The 20470-nt window shown below is 41.8% G+C and carries 15 protein-coding genes and 1 pseudogene; 4 read left to right on the top strand and 12 right to left on the bottom strand.

From position 1 onward, the window contains the following. Positions 1–125: 125 nt before the first annotated feature. From mutT to PTRA_RS14285, 3 genes and pseudogenes are all read right to left on the bottom strand, one after another. The gene (mutT, locus tag PTRA_RS14295) at positions 126–524 is read right to left on the bottom strand and encodes an 8-oxo-dGTP diphosphatase MutT (RefSeq protein ID WP_058374284.1); all 399 of its coding nucleotides are present in this window, start codon (positions 522–524) and stop codon (positions 126–128) included. Between the two features lie 72 nt (positions 525–596). Then, positions 597–3305, bottom strand: a complete 2709-nt coding sequence (secA, locus tag PTRA_RS14290) for a preprotein translocase subunit SecA (protein WP_058374616.1) — start codon at positions 3303–3305, stop codon at positions 597–599. Positions 3306–3722: 417 nt separating this feature from the next. Then, positions 3723–5758: pseudogene (locus PTRA_RS14285) on the bottom strand (methyl-accepting chemotaxis protein). A gap of 112 nt (positions 5759–5870) precedes the next feature. Between PTRA_RS14285 and PTRA_RS14280 the strand changes: the two are divergent. Continuing rightward, positions 5871–6641, top strand: coding sequence for an NAD-dependent epimerase/dehydratase family protein (locus PTRA_RS14280; protein WP_058374283.1), 771 nt, complete (start codon positions 5871–5873; stop codon positions 6639–6641). Here PTRA_RS14280 and hutH read toward each other — a convergent pair. From hutH to hutC, 3 genes are read right to left on the bottom strand one after another with little or no spacing between them, the layout of a single operon-like run. Next, on the bottom strand, positions 6638–8170 hold the full coding sequence (gene hutH / locus PTRA_RS14275) for a histidine ammonia-lyase (protein WP_058374282.1): 1533 nt from the start codon (positions 8168–8170) through the stop codon (positions 6638–6640). The two genes, PTRA_RS14280 and hutH, sit on opposite strands and share 4 nt — an antisense overlap. 2 nt (positions 8171–8172) lie before the next feature. Further along, positions 8173–9846: a urocanate hydratase gene (hutU, locus tag PTRA_RS14270; protein WP_058374281.1), complete on the bottom strand. Its 1674-nt coding sequence runs from the start codon at positions 9844–9846 to the stop codon at positions 8173–8175. 20 nt (positions 9847–9866) lie between these two features. Continuing rightward, positions 9867–10580 (bottom strand): histidine utilization repressor, encoded by a 714-nt coding sequence (gene hutC, locus PTRA_RS14265; protein ID WP_058374280.1) that lies wholly within the window; start codon positions 10578–10580, stop codon positions 9867–9869. A 120-nt stretch (positions 10581–10700) separates the two neighbouring features. On the opposite strand from hutC, the gene hutI reads away from it, so the two are divergent. Together hutI and PTRA_RS14255 are read left to right on the top strand one after the other, a co-directional pair. After that, on the top strand, positions 10701–11948 hold the full coding sequence (gene hutI / locus PTRA_RS14260) for an imidazolonepropionase (protein WP_058374279.1): 1248 nt from the start codon (positions 10701–10703) through the stop codon (positions 11946–11948). Between the two features lie 41 nt (positions 11949–11989). Then, complete coding sequence (locus PTRA_RS14255; RefSeq protein ID WP_418055002.1) at positions 11990–13759, top strand: GGDEF domain-containing phosphodiesterase; 1770 nt, start codon at positions 11990–11992, stop codon at positions 13757–13759. Here the strand turns inward: PTRA_RS14255 and PTRA_RS14250 are convergent. After that, positions 13756–14805, bottom strand: coding sequence for a formimidoylglutamase (locus PTRA_RS14250; RefSeq protein WP_058374278.1), 1050 nt, complete (start codon positions 14803–14805; stop codon positions 13756–13758). The two genes, PTRA_RS14255 and PTRA_RS14250, sit on opposite strands and share 4 nt — an antisense overlap. A gap of 1 nt (position 14806) precedes the next feature. Further along, a complete protein-coding gene (gene rraA, locus PTRA_RS14245; protein ID WP_011329377.1) occupies positions 14807–15304 on the bottom strand; it encodes a ribonuclease E activity regulator RraA in 498 nt (165 codons plus the stop codon). 334 nt (positions 15305–15638) lie between these two features. Between rraA and PTRA_RS14240 the strand changes: the two genes are divergently transcribed. Then, complete coding sequence (locus PTRA_RS14240; protein ID WP_058374277.1) at positions 15639–17519, top strand: methyl-accepting chemotaxis protein; 1881 nt, start codon at positions 15639–15641, stop codon at positions 17517–17519. A gap of 27 nt (positions 17520–17546) precedes the next feature. Here the strand turns inward: PTRA_RS14240 and PTRA_RS14235 are convergent, their stop codons facing one another. The 4 genes from PTRA_RS14235 to PTRA_RS14220 form a co-directional block, all read right to left on the bottom strand. Then, positions 17547–17921 (bottom strand): gamma-butyrobetaine hydroxylase family protein, encoded by a 375-nt coding sequence (locus PTRA_RS14235; RefSeq protein WP_058374276.1) that lies wholly within the window; start codon positions 17919–17921, stop codon positions 17547–17549. A gap of 67 nt (positions 17922–17988) precedes the next feature. Next, positions 17989–19317, bottom strand: coding sequence for an HslU--HslV peptidase ATPase subunit (gene hslU, locus PTRA_RS14230; RefSeq protein WP_058374275.1), 1329 nt, complete (start codon positions 19315–19317; stop codon positions 17989–17991). Positions 19318–19328: 11 nt separating this feature from the next. After that, entirely contained in the window at positions 19329–19847 is a 519-nt protein-coding gene (hslV, locus tag PTRA_RS14225) for an ATP-dependent protease subunit HslV (protein ID WP_011329373.1), read from the bottom strand. Between the two features lie 79 nt (positions 19848–19926). After that, positions 19927–20454, bottom strand: a complete 528-nt coding sequence (locus PTRA_RS14220; RefSeq protein WP_011329372.1) for an SPOR domain-containing protein — start codon at positions 20452–20454, stop codon at positions 19927–19929. Between the last annotated feature and the right edge of the window lie 16 nt (positions 20455–20470).

Below are 20470 nucleotides of genomic sequence, written 5' to 3'. Positions count from 1 at the left end.
AACTAGGAAGTACCTAACTAAAAAGGCCAGCAAGTGTTAACTTGCTGGCCTTTTTATAGCTGCCTAATAATGGCGGTTTATTGTTATTATTATTTTACTAGATGAATATAGCCAAATATTAAGCGTTAAATATATTTCGCTTTTATAGCGCTAATAATATCGGCGTTAGCTGCTGGAAACTCGTAGTTATCTAGCTCGTCAATACTTACCCAAGCATTATCTTGCCCTTCTGCGCCATGTGCTTCACCACTAAAGTTACTCACCACATGCACGTTCAGCTTTACCGTTTTATCATCGTAATCGTGTTTTATTGTTAGCAACTCACTGGAGCTAAAAATAGTGATGCCAATCTCTTCTTGAAGTTCACGCTTAAGTGCTCTAAAAACACTTTCACCGGCTTCAATTTTACCACCAGGAAACTCCCACAAACCTCCTTGATGTTGATCATTTGCTCGCTTGCAAATAAACAGAGCGTTATTTTTTTTAATTACGCCAACAGCCACATTTACAATTATACTAGTCATTTTATCTCCCTTAAACACCATAAAAAAAGCGACGCAAGCGCCGCTTTTTACGAAATTTATTACACTATTGGATTATTTTAATTTACCACAACATTGCTTAAATTTTTGACCTGAGCCACAAGGACAAGGATCGTTACGGCCTACTTTTGGCTCGCTACGTGCCATTACAGTTGCGCTTTGTGGTGCTTCGCCGCCTACATGCTCAACTTCTTCATGCTGATATTCGCGAGGAGCGTTTTCACTTTTACGGTGTTGCTCTTCTACTTTTTCAACATCTTCTTCGGCGCGTACTTGTACTTTGCTTAAAATACTTACTACATCTATTTTTAAGTTTTCTAGCATTTCAGCGAATAGCTCAAACGATTCACGCTTGTACTCTTGCTTTGGATTTTTTTGCGCATAACCACGTAAATGAATACCTTGGCGTAAATGATCCATTGCTGCCAGGTGATCTTTCCAATGCTGATCTAGACTTTGTAACATAATCGCTTTTTCGAATTGACGTAGTACTGAATCGCCTACCATCTCTTCTTTTTGCTTATATGCTTGCCCAACCGACTCTTCAATGCGCTCACGAAGTTTTTCTTCATAGAGTTTATTGTCATCAGCTAACCACTGAGTAATTGGCAGTTCAATTAAGAAGTCTTGTTTTAAGCGCTCTTCAAGGCCTGGTACATCCCACATTTCAGCTAAGCTTTGCGGTGCAATGTACTGATCAATAATATTACTCAGCACATCACCACGAATAACCGTGATAGTTTCTGAAATATCGCCTTCTTCAAGTAGTTCGTTACGCTGTGAGTAAACCACACGGCGTTGATCGTTTGCTACATCATCGTATTCAAGTAATTGCTTACGCACATCAAAGTTACGTGCTTCTACTTTACGCTGTGCATTTTCAATCGCACGGTTAACCCATGGATGTTCAATCGCTTCACCGCGTTGCATACCTAGTTTACGCATCATGTTAGTCATGCGCTCGCCAGCAAAAATACGCATTAACGCATCGTCCATCGATAAGTAAAAACGGCTTGAGCCGGCATCACCTTGACGACCAGAACGACCACGTAATTGGTTATCTATACGACGAGATTCATGGCGTTCAGTACCAATAATATGTAAACCACCTGCATCAATTACTGCGTCATGGCGTATTTTCCATGCTGCTTTAATCTCAGCAATTTGTTCATCAGTTGGGTTTTCAAGCTTTTCAACTTCGCTGTGCCAATTACCACCAAGTACAATATCGGTACCACGGCCAGCCATGTTAGTGGCAATAGTTACTGTGCCTGGTAGGCCAGCATCTGAAACGATATCAGCTTCTTGCGCATGAAATTTAGCATTAAGCACGTTGTGTTTAATTTTTTCTTTACGTAAAAACTGTGATAAATACTCAGAGCTTTCAATTGAAATAGTACCTACAAGTACAGGTTGTCCGCGCTCTTGGCAGTCTTTAATATCAACTAAAATAGCTTCGTATTTTTCTTCTTGCGTTAGGTACACTAAGTCGGCGCGATCATCACGAACCATTGGCTTATTAGTTGGTGTAACAACTGTGTCTAGGCCGTAAATAGACTGAAACTCAAATGCTTCTGTATCGGCTGTACCTGTCATGCCCGCAAGTGTTTCGTATAAGCGGAAATAGTTTTGAAAGGTAATAGATGCAAGCGTTTGGTTTTCGTTTTGAATATTTACGCCTTCTTTAGCTTCAACAGCTTGGTGTAAACCTTCTGACCAACGACGACCTTCCATTGAACGACCAGTGTGCTCATCAATAATGATAACTTCGTTTTCTTTTACAACGTAATCAACATCTTTTTGATAAAGCTTATGAGCACGAAGCGCTGCATAAACATGGCTTAGTAGCGTAATGCTGGCTGCAGAGTAAAGCGAATCGCCTTCTGCAATTAAGCCGCGCTCAGTAAGTAGCTCTTCTACTTTAATTTGGCCACGTTCAGTTAAATGAACTTGCTTAGATTTTTCATCAATAGTGAAATCGCCATCGCCTTCAATACCTTCTTCGTCTTCTTTTTCTTGTAGTTCAAGTAAAGGCACCATGGTATTAATTTCAGTGTATAGCTCTGAGCTGTCCTCAGCAGGGCCTGAAATAATAAGGGGCGTACGGGCTTCATCAATTAAGATAGAATCCACTTCATCGACAACAGCATAAAATAATGGACGTTGTACACGCTCATCTATGCTAAAGGCCATGTTGTCACGCAGGTAGTCAAAACCAAACTCATTATTAGTACCGTAAGTAATATCGGCAACATAAGCTTGTTTTTTCTGCTGTGGCATCATACCCGGTACGTTACAGCCTACTGTTAAGCCTAAAAACTCAAATAACGGACGGTTAGTTTCCGCATCACGTTTAGCTAGGTAGTCGTTCACGGTAATTACGTGTACGCCCTTACCAGTTAAACCATTTAAGTAAGCAGGTAATGTAGCTGTGAGTGTTTTACCTTCACCGGTACGCATTTCTGCAATGCGGCCTTGGTGCAGTACCATGCCACCGAGTAGCTGTACGTCAAAGTGACGCATGCCATTTACACGTTTAGATGCTTCACGTACCACAGCAAATGCTTCAGGTAATAAGTCGTCAAGGCTTTGTCCGTTATCGTAACGTTCTCTAAACTCTGCTGTTTTCGCTTTTAAATCGTCATCAGAAAGCGCTTCTAATTGCGTTTCAAGTGCATTGATCAGTGCGACCGTCTTTCTTAGGTTTTTAATAGTGCGGTCATTGCGACTACCAAAAATCTTGGTAAATAAATTAGATATCATGATAAAACCGTTACAATGTATTTTTTGCCAGCCGTACATCGGCTAACCCATTTTTAACAATTGATAATTAATGTATTCTTTAAAGTAACACCGAGGACACATTAATTAGCAATTTTGTATTAAACCGTTCAAAAAGCACTGTTTATTACGTGTGCTACTATACCAGACTCTGCTAAACAACAAACCATCTCACTCAAAAGATATGGATTAAAAATAGAAAAACTTAATCTAGTACATAAAATTGCTATATATTTTTATACGAGGTGAAAACTGCTAGCAAAGCTAGTGATATTGAGTAAGTTTTCACTGTGAAATATCAACAGCCACTCAAAGATATGGTGCTGAATAAATTAAAAACAAGGGGGTAATAAGCGCTTAAAGTTTATCCTCAAGCGCTTAAATATAAGTAGCCGACGTTTATAGTTTAAACTGGTTTACCGTTTTATTTAATGCCTCTGCAAGGTCACTTAAATCATGCGCTTCATTGGCTAGTGTGTGTGCATGCTCTGCGGTACTATTAACTAAGCTATTAATGGCACTAAGGCTGGTATTAATATCTTCTGCTACTACCGTTTGTTGCTCGGTAGAGGTGGCAATTTGATGACTTTGATCTTGTACTTTAGTTACCGACAGGGCAATGCTTTGCAGTGAGCTAAGTACTTCTTGTGTTTGCAACACAGATTCTTCGGTTTGCTTTTGCCCTTGTAGCATCATGCTTGAGGCTTGCTGAGCAATTTGCTGTAAACGGGTAATCATATTGCGAATATCGTCGGTTGACTCTTGTGTACGACTCGCCAAAGAGCGAACTTCATCGGCAACAACGGCAAAGCCGCGGCCATGTTCTCCGGCGCGGGCCGCTTCTATGGCTGCATTAAGCGCGAGTAAGTTGGTTTGATCGGCAATTGAGTTAATTACATCAACCAGTGCGCCTATGTTATTACTTTCTTGCTCAAGTCCGGCAACCACCTTAGAGGCTTCGCCAATATGTTCAGCCAGCGCACTCATTACACTTTGTGCTTGGCTTGAACGGCTTGCACCATCGGCAGTAATTGCTTGTACTTCCTCTGCTGCGGTATTTGTTTGTTGCGCGTTACGTGATATTTCTTGCACGGTTGTGGCCATTTCTGTCACCGCTGCACTAACACTATCTACTTGTTGTTTTTCTTGCTGAATTTCTGAATTTCTGAATTTGTTTGTTGCGATACCGTTTTAAGCTGATCGGCAGCGGCACTTAATTGCTCAGCTTGCGCTGCGGTGTCTAGCATCATCGCTCGCAACTTATCAATAAAGGTATTCATATGATTAGCCAGTTGGCCTACTTCGTCTTGGCTATCAATATTAATTTTTTGGGTTAAATCACCCTCGCCAGAAGCAATGTCGCGCATAATATGCGTGAGTGTGGTGATTGGTTTTGAAATCATATGGGTGGCCCATAAAATCATCGCTAAAATAATCACTAAAATAATGATAACGGCGGTCGTAGTGGTTGTAACCGCAGCATTTACCGGGGCTTCAATCATACTGGTTGGAATTAATAAGCCCACATACCAATTTAAATGAGGCTGCTCTAATTGTAGGCGGTTATAAACCACATAAAATTGCTCGCCTTTAAGCATAACAGTTTGGCTACCCGCGAGGTTATTTTGCATTGCGCTGTTAAGTGTTTTAAACCCTGAGGTATTATTAAATTGTTGTTCAAGCGCATCGAGTCCGTCTTTACCGTTAGGGCCTTCGTCGGTGATAGAGAGTTTATGGCCAGATGCTTTTGAAAAGTGCACTACTTTTTGTTGATCATCTAATAAAAAGCCATAGCCCTGGCCGTTAAAGCGAATGTTTTCGACCATGTCGTTAATTTTATTAAGTTGTAAGTCAACGCCGCCTACACCAATTAATTTGCCTTGCGGGTTATAAACGGGTTGTTGTACAACTGCTGAGGCATCGCCGGTGGTTAAGTCTACCGAAATAGGGCCTACGTAAAGCTTATTAATTTGCATTGCTTCTTGCCACCAACCTCGTTTGTACGCGTAGTAAGGTTCGCCATTATAATAAGCTGTACGCTCGTTTTCTTTAAAGTATTCGCCGGTAGTGGCGGAGGCAAAAAAAGCGGATAAAATATTTTCATCATTTGCACTTATGCGTACAAAGTCTTGATTTATAGCCAAGTAGCCGTTGGCATTTTCTAGGGCTTGATCGCGCTTATCCCATGCGGTAAAAAAATTCACTAAATGCGGATTATTAATAAAGGTAGCAACCACTTTACCGTATATAGCAAAGTAACTTTGCATTGATAATTGCTCGCTTTGTAAGTAGCTTTGAGCCTCACGCTCTATATTAACTCTGGATAGTTTGGCAATATGGTTAACAAAAAAAGTAGAGGCAATGAGCAGTAAAATAGTAATTGTTCCGCCAATCAATAATAATATTTTTTTTCTTAATGATAAATTATTTAGCATAAGTGCACATGTTGTTATTGTTTTTGTAACAGATATCTAAGCATATTTAATTTTATAACTCTATGAAATGAGTTAAAAATTACATTATTTTTAATAAACGGGGTCATATAAATTGAATCATCAGAGTAACAACTTAGTGGTACTAGGCGCGGGTTGGCTAGGCAGTGCTTTATGCGTTAATGCACAGCAAGCAGGTTGGCAAGTGCAGGGTACACACCGCTCAGCAGTGCATGAACATGATTTTGAACGCCAGTTTTTGCTAGAAAATGGCCAGTTAACGCATCAAATTGATTTACAAAATGCCTACTGGGTGTACGCTATTCCTCCACGTAGTCGCCACAGTGAAAGTAATTATGCGCAAACATTAACGGCGGCACTTACGCTGGCAAAAAAATTGAATGCTAAAGGCTTTTTACTTTGCTCATCAACGGGAGTGTACGATCAAGAGCCAGGTGTATATAGCGAAAGCAGCGATATTTCGTGTACAAACGAGCGACAAATAAAACTATATGAAGCTGAAGAGCAAGTACTAGAGCAAAACGGTAAAGTGCTACGCTTAGCTGGTTTAGTTGGGCCCAATAGAGAGCCTGGGCGCTTTATTGCAGGAAAAGAGCTAAATACCTCTGCCGAGCAAGTCGTTAATATGGTGCATCAGCAAGACGTGATTAACGCTATTTTTGCGGTGCTTGAGCATTGGCATCAAGGGCAGAGCATTTATAATGTAGTTAATCCGGCGCATCCTTGTAAGCGCGATTACTATGCGCAAAAATGCCAACAACATGGCGGCGAAATGCCACGCTTTACGGGGGCAGATACGGCTGAGCGCAAAGTGCTAGGCTCAGCCATTGAGGCATTAGGGTTTAGTTACCAATACGCAATTTAATAAGAGACTAAGCAGTTACCCTCAATAAAGTTGCATAACGTGCCTGCGTTTAATAACGCATTTGCTGCTTCAATATCGGGGGCAAAGTAACGGTCTTTATCGTAGTAGCTTACATGCTCGCGCAGTAAGCTTTTCGCACGTTCTACTTTAGCAGCTGCTGTAAGCGGCTTTCTAAACTCTAACCCCTGCGCGGCCGCTAACCATTCAACAGCAAGTACGCCTTGGGTGTTGTCGGCCATTTCCTTCAAGCGCCTTGCCGCAAAAGTGGCCATAGACACATGATCTTCTTGATTCGCCGAGGTAGGCAAACTATCTACAGAAGCTGGGTGAGCAAGTGATTTGTTTTCAGATGCCAGCGCTGCGGCAGTTACTTGGGCGATCATAAAACCTGAGTTTACGCCGCCATTTTCAACTAAAAAAGGTGGCAATTTAGATAGGCTAGAGTCAATTAGTAAAGCAATTCGGCGCTCCGCAAGTGCGCCAATTTCAGCAATGGCAATAGCTAAGTTATCGGCGGCCATTGCCACCGGCTCGGCATGAAAGTTACCGCCAGAAATAATATCACCCACATCGGCAAATACCAGCGGGTTGTCGGTTACGCCGTTAGACTCACATAATAAAACTTCTGCCGCCTGGCGAATTTGGGTTAAGCAAGCACCAAGCACTTGTGGCTGACAGCGTAAAGAGTAGGGATCTTGTACTTTTTCGCAATTTACGTGAGATTCACTAATTTGTGATTGTGGACCTAGCAAGGCCCTAAATATGGCCGCTGTATCTATTTGCCCTTGTTGACCTCGAATTTCATGAATGCGCGCATCAAATGGTGCTCTGCTGCCCATGGCCGCTTCAATACTCATAGCGCCAATTACGCAGCTTTGTGCGTATAAATCTTCTGCTCTAAATAGCCCTTGTAATGCAAAAGCAGTAGAGGCTTGAGTGCCGTTTAAAAGGGCTAAGCCTTCTTTAGCGGCTAAGGTAAGTGGTTTTAGCCCCGCAATTTTAAGTCCTTGTTCGGCACTGATTATTTGCCCTTGGTGGCGCATGTGGCCTTCGGCTAGTAACGGTAAGCACATATGAGCAAGCGGTGCTAAGTCGCCCGATGCGCCCACTGAGCCTTTTTTAGGCACGCAAGGGTACACTTGGCTATTAAGCAGCTGGATAAAAAATTCAATGACCTGCAAACGAATACCAGAATAACCACGCGACAGTGAATTAATTTTTAAGATGATCATTAAGCGTACGGTACTGTCATCCATATACTCGCCAATACCTGCCGCATGCGAAAGCACAATAGAGCGTTGTAATAGCTCTAGTTCGCTATCGGCAATTTTGGTGTTAGCTAATAAGCCAAAACCGGTATTAATACCATATACAGTGCGGTGCTCGTTAATTACGTTTTGCACTGTTTGTGCGCTGGCAGCTATTTGTGACTCGGCATGCTTTATAAGGCTTAATTTTACTGGTGAATTATTAATTTTTCTTAGCGCGTTTAAATCAAGCGATCCGGGGGTGAGAGTAAGTTCAAGCATGATCATTCCTCGTTTAACATTGGTAAGTCTAGGTTTTGCTCTTTTGCACAATTTTTTGCTATATCGTAGCCTGCATCTGCGTGGCGCATAACCCCAGTAGCGGGGTCGTTCCACAATACGCGGGCAATACGCTGTTTTGCTTCGTCGCTGCCATCAGCCACAATAACTACGCCGGCATGTTGGCTAAAGCCCATACCTACACCGCCGCCGTGGTGTAGCGATACCCAAGTAGCACCACTGGCAGTGTTAAGGAGTGCATTGAGTAATGGCCAATCAGATACCGCATCAGAGCCATCTTTCATACTTTCTGTTTCGCGGTTAGGGCTAGCAACCGAGCCAGAGTCGAGGTGGTCGCGACCAATAACAACTGGGGCTTTAAGCTCGCCATTTTTAACCATGTCGTTAAAAGCGAGCGCAAGACGGGCTCTGTCTTTTAATCCTACCCAGCAAATACGCGCCGGTAAGCCTTGAAACTGAATGCGTTCACGCGCCATATCAAGCCAGTTATGTAAGTGTGCGTCATCGGGGATTAGCTCTTTAACTTTGGCATCGGTTTTATAAATATCTTCGGGGTCGCCCGACAGTGCCACCCATCTAAATGGGCCAATGCCTTCGCAAAATAAAGGGCGAATATACGCAGGTACAAACCCTGGGAAATCAAACGCGTTACTTACCCCTTCATCAAATGCCATTTGCCGAATATTATTGCCATAATCAGTGGTAGCAGCGCCTGCTTGTTGCAGCGCGAGCATAGCTCTTACTTGTACAGCCATTGATTGCTTAGCCGCTGTTACAACCGATTTTGGGTCTTGTTCGCGCATTTTAGCTGCATGTGCCATGCTCCAGCCTTGTGGTAAATAGCCATTTAGCGGATCGTGCGCTGAGGTTTGATCGGTGACCACATCGGGAGTAACGCCACTTTTAACTAAAGTGCTAAACACATCGGCGGCATTACCAAGTAACCCGACCGAAAGGGCGTCACCTTTTACGCACGCATTAGTTATAAGTTGTAGCGCGTGTTCAAGGTTGTTGGCTTTAATATCTACGTAACCGGTTTTTATTCTAAAATCGATACGGGTTTCATCGCATTCCACCACTAATGCACAAAAGCCTGCCATAGTTGCAGCAAGAGGTTGTGCGCCGCCCATGCCACCAAGCCCGCCAGTTAATACCCATTTACCTTTAGCGCTGCCAGCAAAATGTTGTTTAGCCATGGCCACAAAGGTTTCGTAAGTGCCTTGTACTATGCCTTGTGAGCCAATGTAAATCCAAGATCCCGCGGTCATTTGCCCGTACATCATCAAGCCCTTTTTATCGAGCTCGTTAAAGTGCTCCCAATTAGCCCAGTGCGGTACCAAGTTAGAATTAGCTATGAGTACTCGCGGCGCATTACTGTGGGTTTTAAATACCCCTACAGGTTTACCCGATTGTACGAGTAGCGTTTCGTCATCTTCGAGTCTATCGAGGGTTGCAATAATTTTGTCGTAACTTGGCCAGTCACGTGCAGCGCGACCAATGCCGCCATAAACAACCAATGCATGGGGATGCTCTGCAACGTCAGGGTCTAAGTTATTCATTAACATGCGTTTAGCCGCTTCGGTTTGCCAACTTTTAGCGCTAATTTTATCGCCGTGAGGGGCGCGTATTGTGCGGCTGTTGTCGAGTCGATTGTTCATATTTACTCCTGTTGTAGTTTTTAATTATTATTTTTAAAAGTTAAGTGACCACCTAAACGATACTTACTTCCTGGTGAAATAAGCCGGGCATAACTCACAATGCCGTTACTTGACCAAGTACGGCGAATGAGTTGCAGGCAAGGTTCTTGACTTGATAAGTTAAGCCACTGGCACATTTGTTTATTGGGCATAATGGCTTCCACCGTATGCGTCGCTTGGGTAAGCGGGGCTACATTCGATAAGTATTCATGTGGAGTAAGTAGCGTAAAGTTTTGTTGTAAGTACTGCGTGGCAAAAGCGGGGTTTACAAAGCGCTCCTCTACTTGTAGTGGTTTGGCATTTTCGTTATGCAGTAATACACTGCGATACACAGTGCTGTTAACTTTAATACCCAGTGCAATGGCAATGCTAGTGATTGCGGGTAACGACTCAAGCGCCAATACCGTACAGCTATAATTACCATTACGTTCTTTTACTTCATCGGCAATATTTTTAATTTCAAGTAATGACGACTGCGATTTAAAGCTAGCAACAAAGGTGCCTAACCCTTGGCTGCGAGTTAAAATTCCCGCCTCAGTTAGCTCGCTTAATGCGCGCCGAGCGGTCATACGGCTTACAGAAAATTGATTGCTTAGCTCGTTTTCAGAAGGTACACGCTGGTTTTCTTGCCATGTAGCACTGCTAATTTTATCAACTATAAACTGTTTTATTTGTGCAAACTTAGGCGTTGTCATGGTGTATTTAATTGTATTAAAAATAAACTATAAGATTAAGATGGCATAATTACCTTGTATATACAAGATGGATTGTTAGACTATATTTTAGTCATTATAAAAAACACAAGAGCGCGCAATATGCAAAGTGCAACATTAGATTATGAATTAGAAGATATTGATTTACTGCTTACCGATGCCAACATTGCCACTATGGATAGCACTGTAGACGCGCCTTATGGCGCAATAGAAAATGCAGCCTTAGCAATTAAAAATGGAAAAATTATGTGGCTAGGTGAGCAAAAAAACTTACCTAGTTTTGATGTGTTTGCAACGCCTACCTTGAGCATAAAAGGGCAATGGTTAACCCCAGGGTTAATAGATTGTCACACGCATTTAGTGTTTGCAGGCTCTAGAGCAGAGGAGTTTGAGCAGCGCTTACAAGGGTTGAGTTATGAACAAATTGCTGCCCAAGGCGGCGGTATAACTAGTACAGTTAAAGCCACCCGTGCAGCTGATCATGAGCAGTTATTTGTAGCCGCCAAAGACAGGCTAAATACCTTGCTTGCAGAGGGCGTGACAACAGTTGAAATAAAGTCGGGTTATGGGCTCGATATAGCCAACGAAATAAAAATATTAGAAGTGGCGCGTTTACTTGATGAGCATCACCCTATTAATATTAAAACCACCTTTTTAGGGGCGCATGCGCTACCACCAGAGTACAAAGGGCGTAGCGATGACTATATTGATTTAGTATGTAACGATATGCTTGATCAGGTAGTGGCTAATAACCTTGCTGATGCGGTTGATGTTTTTTGTGAGAATGTAGGCTTTAGCTATACCCAAACCAAGCGGGTATTCGAGGCGGCAAAAAAACATAACTTGCCAGTAAAATGCCATGCCGAGCAACTCTCTAATCAACACGGTGCAGAGCTGGTGGCGCAATTTAACGGGCTGTCGGCTGATCATATTGAATACCTAGATGAAGATGGGGTAAAAGCGATGGCACAGGCGGGCACAGTGGCGGTATTGTTGCCTGGCGCATTTTACTTTTTAAGAGAAACGCAACTTCCGCCAATAGCTTTGCTTAATCAATATAAAGTGCCTATAGCTATTGCTAGCGACTTTAATCCGGGTACCTCACCGCTGTGCTCGCTACAATTAATGATGAATATGGCATGTACATTATTTAGATTAACACCCGAGCAGTCACTTGCGGGAGTAACCCGTAATGCTGCTAAAGCTTTAGGATTAACAGACCGCGGGGTTTTAAAAGTAGGTGCGAGGGCCGACATTGCACATTGGCAAATAAGCCATCCAGCACAATTAAGTTACCAGTTTGGGGTAAATAAACTGTTAAATTTATGGATTATGGGTAAACTTAATTAGTCACACCTTTACCCCAGATCGATAAGTAGGCCTTAATATTTATGCTTTTATTTAATTTTTTAGCCAGTACCAGTAGTGCTAATTTGGGCTTACTTAGCGACAGCGGCTTGCCGATTTTTTTTAGTGGCGCTTTATTTATGGCGATGATCGCCACCTTGCTGAGCGTAAAAAATACGGCATCTAGATTAAGCTATTTATGCACAGGGTTAATAGGGTTGGCTATTTTAAGCAGTGGCGCTGCATGGCTTAGCGCTTTACTCGCATTAGGTTTTGGCTTTAATTTGTGGCATGCAATTGTACATAAAAACAAGCTGTTAATTATATTAAGTGCACTTGCTGCGGTGTTGTTTATAGCATTACTTATAGTCATTGCAGCGTTTGGTATTGCACTGTTTTGGGTTGTTATTGCGGTGTTGTTATTATCATTAACTGGGTTTGTTACTAATAATGAGGCACTTAATCAAGCGCCCTTAAAACAACAGCAAGCAGCGCCTGATCATTACATCGAAAGCTCTCCGCTGGCCTCTTTTGCCGATAAACAAAAATTACGTCAAGGTTATAATATGTGGCGTAATAAAGCGCCGTCACTAGGGGCGTTGGTAATTCTTCGTTTAGAAGGTTTCGAGCAAGTAAACCAGCATATTGGGCGTGATTTTGGTGATTTATTGCTTGCTCAGTCGGCGAATAGAATAAAAGAATTACTCAATAATGATGGCATTGTATCGTTAGAAGACGATGAAAAACTAGCCCATTTAGGAGGGCTTAACTTTGCCTTCATTTGTAATTTAGCCAGCCATAAACACTTGCATGAAAAAATAATAACCGAAATATTCGGCGCTACACTTAAACCCTTTAATGTAGCTAACTGCACTATAGAAGTGACCGCAAGAGCAAGCTATGTACATTGTAATGAGCAAGATGATGACTTTGATAATTTAATTAAATCGGCTTACTTAGCACTTGATAGCCAGCCAAAACAACAGGTAGTTGCTTATCATCAACAAATGATGATCGAGCAGTTAGAGCAGCAAGCACGATTAAAAGAGCTTGCAGAAATTGACTTTACCAATGAGTTCGAGCTGTATTTTCAGCCGGTTATTGTAAATGATAATGGCCAAATTGAGTTTTTAGAACTATTACTGCGCTGGCAGCATCCTAAGCAAGGCATACTTTCAGCGAGTCGTTTTATTGATGATATTAGAATTGCAGGGCTTGCTTACCCACTGGCTATATTTGTTATAGAGCGCGCCGCTGAACTTGCAATGGCATTACGTATGGAGGGCTTTGCAGTGCCATTGAGCATTAATGTATTTGGCCCTGAAATGCTCAATGAAGAGTTTGTAGAATTTGTAACGAGTGCTATGAAAGAGCATAACTTAAGGCCTGGCGATTTAATTGTTGAGTGCCCGCTACATATTTTTACTAACCTAGATGACAAAGGACGAGCCATGATTGCGCGGCTTAATAATATAGGCTTAAAAGTGTGTGTTGATGGCTTGGGCGATAACCCCGTTTCGCTCTCTAAGTTACCTAGTTTAGCGGTAGAGTACATTAAAGTCGCACCAGCATTAACTGCTGATTTTAGTAATCAAAACAATATTCGCAGCTTAGTTGTTGGTATGGTGCAAATGCATAATCAACAAAGTACTAAGGTTATTTTTGAAGGGGTTGAAACCCTAGATCAGCTTAAATTTGTAAAAAGTCTAAAAGGCTATGCCGCACAAGGCTATTATTTTGGCCACCCATTAAGCAGTGTTGGTTTAATGAGCTGGTTAAAGCAGTGGCAATTAGCACAGCAGCAAAGTAATTAAACGGACTCTTTGGCTTGCAGGTAACTATTCACTAGTGCGCTAATAACTTGTCCGCAATGCACTTTACCGGCTTCAATCCCGCTGGGATGTTGAATAGGAGCTGCTTCGCATAAGTGTAAATAGTGAGAATGGCGGTTACTTGCGGCTAAATGTACAAAGTGCTCAGCGTCACTTACACTAAAACCACTACAGGTATAAGCACTTACAGGCATAAATGCAATGCTATCTAAATCAACCTCAACGCCTAGAGGTGCTGCATCAAAACTCTCCAGCGCATTACTCACTGCTTGAGTTAGATTAATTTCACGCTTAACGGCGATTGACTGATAGCTATTAAAAGTAAAATTAGCTGCGGTTAACGCATCTATAATAGCTTGATTGTTTTTTAGCTCGTGCAAGCCAATAACATGGTAACTCTTTAAACACTGCGCGCTGTACGCATAGCTAAAGCCATTCCCACTGTGGCGGCCTTCGCATTCTCGAAAGTCAGCGTGGGGATCAAAATTTATAGCGTTAATAGCGGTGTTTTTATACTTAGCTAACGCTTTTATAATACCTAAGCAATTATTATGGCCACCACCAATAACAATGGGTTCAAGCCCCGCTTTAAATATTAAACTTAATATAGCTTCTACGCGTTGATCAAGTTGCTCACATAGCTCACGCAACTGTGTTAAATGGGCAGGGTTTTGGTTGTCGAGTAGAGCGCTTTGCGCCATTAAATCAGCGGTGTGCACTTCGCCAAGTAACAGTACTTTTTGCGTGGCAATAAATTGATTATAAGGCTGGTTTAAAAAACGTTGTAAAAAAGCCGGCCATGCTTGCTCTGCACCCCCGGCTCCTAAGTTTGCTTTTGGGCCAATATCTTCACAAATACCCAGTAACACGTAGCGCATGCCAAATTGTGCGGCATCGCTAAGCGCTTGTTGTATATTTACGTCGGTATCGAGTAATGACATTGACTGCCATACTTTGGTTTCGTTAGCGCGACTAGTGCAAAACGACTTAACCGCGCTTTCATCGTAAACGTTTAAATAGTGCGCCACGTTAAATTTCTACGATTTCCAGTTCTAGCTCTTCTGCCGATAATACGATGCCGGTGCTGTCGGCATAAATAAAGTCATCATCAAAAAACGATACGCCAGCAAAGTTAACCCCAATGCCGTCTTCGCCTGCGCCTTGGCTATCTGCTGCAACCGGAATAGAGGCAATGGCTTGAATGCCTAAATCAAGCTCTTCAATTTCGTCTACGTGGCGTACAGCCCCGTAAACAATAATACCTTGCCAGTTGTTTTCAAGTGCAAGTTCGGCCAGTTCAATATCGATAAGTGCACGACGAGTAGAACCGCCACCGTCAATAAGTAGCACTAGGTCTGTACCATCTTGAGAAAGTAATTCACGGATAAGTTCATTATTTTCAAAACATTTAACCGTTTTAATGCGGCCACCAAAGCTGTGTCGGCCACCAAAGTTGATGAACATAGGTTCAAGCACGTCAACCACATCGGCAAAGTGGTCACATAAATCAGAAGTGCTGTAATCCATTATTTTATCCTCAAAAGATACATTAGTTTATACTTCAGTATACCCTCCTTATATGCAATAACAACGACTTAATCGCAGTAAATTTAGGCAAAGTAGGCCGCTAATAAATAATTTGTAATCATTGGCCTATACAATTTATAGGCCTTAAGTTAATGCTGGCATATAATCCGCGACTAAATAATTGCGTGGCTAAGTAAGTTAAATAACGTCACTTTAAATAGTGCTCAGCAGTGCAGGTGTTTTAGTGTTTTTCGGTATTTATTTCTTTGTTAAAAGCTTAAGTTATTTAAGTGTAAGTAACAAAGTTGCTCATTAAATTTTTAAAGGTGTAACAATGATTGTTTTACAAAACGTGACCATTAAGCGACGTTTACAGCTAAATGCTTTAACAGTTGCTTTGGCCATGCTGGCTTTTTTATATGTAATTATCACAGGTTCACAAACCACGTTAAAGTTAACTAATATCACGCAACAGGCCGAGCAGTTAAACATTCATCAGTTGCAGTTAAGTGCACATGAAAAAACATTTTTGTTTTATAAACAGCCACAAGCACTCTCATTATTTGAACAAGAGTACGCACAGTTAAATAAACAAATAATTGAACTACAATCGCAAATGCAAGACTCAGAGATTGATACACAACAGATAACCCTCTATACGCGTTTAATAAAAAGCTTTTACAGTGATTTTAATGATGTTGTGCGGCTGCAAAAAAGTATTGGCTTACATCAAGACGATGGGCTTTATGGGCAACTGCGAAGTGCTGTACACGAAGTAGAAAGTTTGCTCAATCAACAAGATGAATATCAACTATTGACCCTAATGCTACAGTTAAGACGTGCCGAAAAAGACTTTATGTTACGTTTAGATGAAAAATATTTAGCAAGTTTTCAAGATCATGTTGATACGTTACAGCAAAAAATAGCGAGCTCATCACTAAGTCAAAATATTAAAAGTAACTTAAAAAGCCTACTGTCTAATTATCAAAGTGCCTTTCAAGCATTGGTAAAAGCGCAGCTTGAATTAGGTGTCGATCTAGACTCAGGCGCACTTGGCCGCATGCAACAAAGTGTAGAGCAAAGTGATCAGTTGGTAATGCAGCTAGTAGCAGATACTAAATTGCAAGTTGAAGCCAGTATAGCTAAAGCACAGTCGGTCGCTATTATGGTGTTTATTATATCGGGTATTATAGTTTTAACCCTGGTTTACTTAACCAGTCGCTCTATTATTGTACCTGTAGAGCGTATTTACCAATCTATAAACAAGATTCGACGCAATAATGATTTAACAGTAACTATTGAGCAAATTGGCAATGACGAAATTACGATTATGTCGAAAGATTTTAATAGCTTAATTGGTGACTTTAATAGCCTTATAAACGAGGTGAATGGGGCTTTAAATGCGTTAAATATCGCTACTGAAAATTTATCAGAAAGTACCGCAGCAACCAGCTCGGGTATGCAAGATCAATTACATGAAGCCGATATGGTGGCCACCGCGGCGACCGAAATGCAGGCGACCATTCAAGATATTTCACATAATACCGAAGCTGCGGCTAAAAAAGCAGAATCAACTAATTTAAGTGCGCAACAAGGTCGTAGTGAGGTTGAGTCAACCGTCGCGCATATTAGAGGGTTGTCTGATTCTTTAGAGCATGCGTCAAGTGTTGTTTCTTTATTAGAAAAAGACGGTGAAACAATAGGTTCTGTGCTTGATGTTATTCGTGCAATAGCCGATCAAACTAACTTGTTAGCGTTAAACGCCGCTATTGAAGCCGCTAGAGCGGGCGAGCAAGGCCGAGGGTTTGCTGTGGTTGCAGATGAAGTGCGCTCATTGGCTCAGCGAACACAAGAGTCTACAAGTGAAATAGAAGGTATAATAAATACTCTACAACAGCGCACTCAAGAAGTGGTGAGTATTATGCACCAGTGTCGCTCACAAGGTGATGAAAGTGCGTCGCAAGCAAATAGAGCTGGTGAGTTACTCGGAGCAATAACCGAAGATGTGCAAACGATTATGGAAATGAGCACACAAATTGCTGTAGCAATTGATCAGCAAAGCCAAGTAGCATCTGAAGTAAATAAAAATGTGGTAAGTATTCGTGATATTGCCAGAAACACCTCAGGGCACGCTGCTAACAATGCGCAAACAAGCGAAGAAGTATCAGCGCAAGCACGAGTGCTTTTTGCTGCAATTGACAAATTTAAGGTTTAAAACTTAGCAATAAAGTACCCGTATAGTTTAAGGAATAAACTTTATGGGTACGCTGTCTTTAGAGTTATTGTGCTCACTAACCCGCTTTAAATATTCATCCCATAGAGTTGTTTGCTGCGCCTGTAGCTTTGCAAAATATTGCCAGCTAAATAGCCCGCTATTGTGACCATCGTCAAAATCTATACGCAGTGCGTAATGACCAACATGAGCAATGTTTTTAATACCAACAGACTGTTTATTGAATACTAATTTCATTGGCCCTGAGCCATGCCCTTGCACTTCTGCAGAAGGAGAGTGCACACGTAAAAATTCACAACTAAAGACGGCTTGGCTGTCATCATCAAAGTAAACATCTAAATTTTTGCTAACGCTGTGGTAATGTACGTTTGTTACGTGTTTCATTTTTATCTCATTAAAAAGCCCCCAGTGCGGAGGCTTTTAGTATAACTGTTTATGCAGCTAATTTTAATTAAAGAATATAGCGGCTTAAGTCTTCATCTTCAACCAGCGCACCTAAGTGTTTTTCAACATAAGCGGCGTCAACCAGCAGTGATGTTCCGGCTTGCTCTGAAGCGTCATATGAAATTTCTTCCATTAGTTTTTCCATTACCGTATGTAAGCGACGAGCACCGATATTTTCGGTTTTTTCGTTAACTTGCCAAGCGGCTTTAGCAATGCGCTCAATTGCATCATCACTAAATTCAATAGTAACTTGCTCAGTTTTAAGCAGTTCACGCTGCTGCTCGGTAAGCGATGCATGCGGCTCTGTTAAAATACGTTTAAAGTCATCAGCAGTAAGTGCTTCAAGCTCTACACGAATAGGAAGACGACCTTGTAGTTCAGGGATCATGTCTGATGGCTTAGCCATTTGAAATGCGCCAGAGGCAATAAATAGCATATGATCAGTTTTAACCATGCCATGCTTAGTGCTAACCGTACAACCTTCAATTAATGGTAGTAAATCGCGTTGTACGCCTTCACGGCTAACGTCTGGACCTGATGTGTCACCGCGTTTACAAATTTTGTCTATTTCATCAATAAACACAATACCATTTTGCTCAACTGCAAAAATAGCCTGCTCTTTTAGCTCTTCAGGGTTAACTAGCTTAGCGGCTTCTTCTTCGCTTAATAGTTTAAAGGCTTCTTTAATTTTTAGCTTACGTTTAGTGCGCTTATCGCCACCCATGTTTTGAAACATGCTTTGCAACTGGTTGGTCATATCTTCCATACCAGGAGGAGCCATAATTTCTACGTTTGGTTGTGCTTGAGCTAAATCAATTTCGATTTCTTTGTCATCTAATTGGCCTTCACGTAGCTTTTTACGAAACGTTTGACGAGTTGAAGAGCTGTCATCGCGTTGGCTTTCGCCATATTGATCTTTAGCTGGTGGTAAAAGCGCGTCTAAAATACGCTCTTCGGCTGCTTCTTCAGCGCGATGCTTAAACTTTTTAGTTTGTTGCTCACGCGTCATTTTAATCGCAACATCGACTAAATCGCGAATGATGGTTTCTACTTCCTTACCAACATAGCCAATTTCGGTGAACTTAGTTGCTTCTACTTTAATAAATGGCGCGTTAGCAAGTTTAGCTAAACGACGCGCAATTTCGGTTTTACCAACACCCGTTGGACCAATCATTAAAATATTTTTAGGCGTTACTTCATTACGTAAATCATCACTTAACTGCATCCGGCGCCAGCGGTTACGCAGTGCAATAGCAACGGCTTTTTTAGCCTTTGCTTGACCAATAATGTGCTGATCTAGCTCGTGAACAATTTCTCTTGGGGTCATAGCAGACATAGCGGTTCCTATTACAATTCTTCGATAGTTTGAAAGTCGTTAGTGAATACGCAGATATTGCCTGCAATGGTTAGGCTTTTTTCTACTATTTCGCGAGCACTTAAATCGGTGTTTTCCAGTAAAGCAGTTGCTGCCGATTGGGCAAAATTACCGCCACTGCCAATGGCAATTAAGTCATTTTCTGGCTGTACTACATCACCATTACCGGTAATGATTAAAGAGGCCGTTTCGTCGGCTACAGCAAGCAGCGCTTCGAGCTTGCGCAAAGCGCGATCGCTGCGCCAGTCTTTGGCCATTTCAACCGCGGCTTTAGTGAGGTTACCTTGGTGCATTTCTAGTTTGCTTTCAAAGCGTTCGAAAAGAGTGAAGGCATCAGCAGTACCGCCGGCAAAGCCAGCAATTACTTTGCCATTATAGAGGCGTCGAACTTTACGGGCATTGCCCTTCATTACTGTATTACCAAGCGAAACTTGGCCGTCGCCGCCAATTACAACATTGTTGCCGCGGCGTACACTTACGATAGTAGTCATATTATTCCTCATCATCGAGCTGCAGGGGCAACTCGTAAAAAACGATTATGAAGAGGTTATATGGGTGAATGGTTTATTTTCAAGTCCAGCCCCAAATTCCGCAGCCGACTATTTTTACACGTTTAAGTTTATTTTTATCGCTCTCAGCTTGGCGCTTGGTTTTATAAGGGCCTAAGCGTACTTTATACCAAATGCCACTGCTGCCTGTGGTCTCTTTTATTTCAGAAATAAGCCCTGCAAAGGCTATTTTAGCTTTTAACGATTCAGCCTGCGGGTAGGTTCTAAACGAGCCGCACTGCATAACGTAAGGGCCTTTTTGTTCAAGTTCTTTTACTTCAACCTGAATTTCGTGGTTTCTAATTTCTTTAATAAACGCAGGCGTACGTGGTACAACAACTTCTACAGGGGTTGTAGGTACAGGGTTAGCTTGTTTTTCAACTAGCTCAGGATCGGCGTTATTTTTAATAAACCATAAGCCATAAGCAAAACCTGCCACCAATAAAGTAACAATTAAAACTAACAGTATTGGAAAGGGTTTTTTAGCGGGTGCAGATTTCGCTTTTTTGCGGTTTGCTGGTTTTTTGTTAATGTAATCGTGCTGTGCCATAGCTTTATTTTGGCCT

It is taken from the genome of Pseudoalteromonas translucida KMM 520, from assembly GCF_001465295.1.
GTDB classification, from domain to species: domain Bacteria; phylum Pseudomonadota; class Gammaproteobacteria; order Enterobacterales; family Alteromonadaceae; genus Pseudoalteromonas; species Pseudoalteromonas translucida.
Note: the sequence above shows the minus strand (reverse complement) of the source record. Positions and strands in the feature narration are given on the sequence as shown.